General features: G+C 45.1%; 3 protein-coding genes. 2 read left to right on the top strand and 1 reads right to left on the bottom strand.

The genetic code is table 11. From position 1 onward, the window contains the following. A partial coding sequence (locus ELS82_RS24530; RefSeq protein ID WP_134837719.1) for a DUF1848 family protein occupies positions 1-93 on the bottom strand: 93 nt, incomplete at its 3' end. Between the two features lie 289 nt (positions 94-382). Here ELS82_RS24530 and ELS82_RS24525 point away from each other — a divergent pair. Together ELS82_RS24525 and ELS82_RS27190 are read left to right on the top strand one after the other, a co-directional pair. After that, entirely contained in the window at positions 383-532 is a 150-nt protein-coding gene (locus ELS82_RS24525; protein ID WP_167489531.1) for a transposase, read from the top strand. Positions 533-1,279: 747 nt separating this feature from the next. Next, positions 1,280-1,906: KilA-N domain-containing protein (locus tag ELS82_RS27190; protein WP_244230884.1), on the top strand; the 627-nt coding region annotated here is incomplete at its 3' end.

The following is a 1,906-nucleotide window of genomic DNA, read 5'->3' as shown; positions in this document are numbered from 1 at the left end:
TTTAGTCAGAAGAAAGCCAGCCTTGATTCTATTCATAAGCCACTCTGAATAGAATGCAGGTATGTCAGTTCTTCTGCTTGCGCTAATAATCATATACTACCTACATAGTTGATTGCTCGAGCATAGACTTTTGGAGAAGATTTCTTGAATATCTCATCCTCCTATGAGAAACCACAATGCTCTGCGTTGGTTTGGCTAATGAAATCACCACCTAATCATTCATACAATTTTGTTATCTTAGTTTTGACCGCTGTTTCATTTCGGTCATTTATTACAATGTTAGCTTTTTCTGCACATATGATCTTTAGATTATCCTGAAATGGTTTAATGATCCCGGACACCAAATTAGGTGGTAATGTCTCCACCGTAAATGAGGGGTTCAATGACAAAACGACAACGACGTACATTTTCTTCTGAGTTCAAAGTGGATGCTGCGAGTTTGGTTCTCGACCAAGGCAACTCAATAGCTGAGGCAGCACGCTCTCTAGATGGTGGTGATACAGCCCTTCGCCGCTGGGTCGATCAATTATAGATAGAACGTGGCGGGAAGACTCCAACCGTTAAAGCCCTTACACCTGAGCAACAGAAAATCCATACTAAAAAAGCAACCACTGATCTCTTAATGTCGGACGAACTCGAACGTTCTCACTAATTGACCCGTTGAGGGAGCACGAAACGGTCAAAATGCTTTGGGGGTTGTTCGATGTCGCATCTTCCTGTTACTACGAGTTTCAGCAGAGGAAGCCGGATGCCTATCGCATTCGGTGATCGAGCCGAGTTAAGGAACTCTTTAACATGAGTCGTGGCGCAGCTCGCAGTCGAACTCTTGTTTCTATGTTGCGCTCTGAGGGCTTCGAAGTTGGTCAATTTTCGTTCCACTACGGTTAAGAAAAATCCCGCATAGACACCACATTACATGCATTCTAACTAAATGCCTGATTAAAGTGGGAAACCTTGAACACTCATTGACACATTTCACAAAGCAGCGATACACTTTAACGGCACTGGCAAAATCCAGTGTCGGGATTGGAACCCCGCTTTAAAACTCAAGGCATGTAAGTGCCAGCTAGTTGCTGGTTTTTTTATATGCGGCTTCAGCACATCTGAACATAGTCGTTTCGTGTAGAAAACGTACTATCTGCATTATGGTGGGCTGGGCAGGGGCGCTTCGGCGCGCCGTTTCCTTGAGTGCGGTAGTTCCAACCTTGTCCAGTTCACCACCCATTGATTGGAACCTTTGAGTGGTGATTTAGTAACACTAGATCTCAAGGGGGCTAACATGCCAAATCTAATCATTCTATCTAAAGACATCCGTGTAATTGATAACCTGTACTCGTTAAATGACCTACATAAAGCGAGTGGAGGCCTCAATCGCCATCGACCCAGTATCTTTATCAAGAACCAGCAAACTCAAGAACTGATTAATGAAATAGAGCAAAGCAGGAATTCCTGCTTTGGCCAAAGTGCGAATTCGCACTTTGCTGTAAACACAACGCGTGGCGGTTGTAATGCAGGAACTTGGGTCTGCAAAGAACTGGTCTACTCATACGCGATGTGGATTAGTGCCAAATTCCACCTGCAGGTGATTCGTGCCTTTGATGCCATGATGACTCCCCCGCTCCAGGGCGTGACCCTCAGCGAGAAACAAGCGCGTTTCGTCCAATGCACCTTCAACCAAATGGACAAACTCCAGGCACGCTATCAGCTCACCAGACAACAGCATCGAGCAATGATGGAACAAGTCACCACAATGCGCACCTTCTGCGACCAAATGGAACAAAACCTCAAACACTTTCAATCCCAACTGGATGGGGACTTTGATGTCGTCAATCACATCCACCTCTACAAAGGCATGGCATTAGATTATCAAGGAGTTAGAGAGCTAAAGGACTTCATGGAACGTGAT

Source organism: Vibrio ouci, from assembly GCF_004551525.1.
In the GTDB taxonomy this organism is placed as follows: domain Bacteria; phylum Pseudomonadota; class Gammaproteobacteria; order Enterobacterales; family Vibrionaceae; genus Vibrio; species Vibrio ouci.
Note: the sequence above shows the minus strand (reverse complement) of the source record. Positions and strands in the feature narration are given on the sequence as shown.

What these genes read in the sequence shown, in the direction of transcription:
- ELS82_RS24525 (WP_167489531.1), top strand. Translation starts at nt 383, where the DNA reads ATGACAAAACGACAACGACGTACATTTTCTTCTGAGTTCAAAGTGGAT.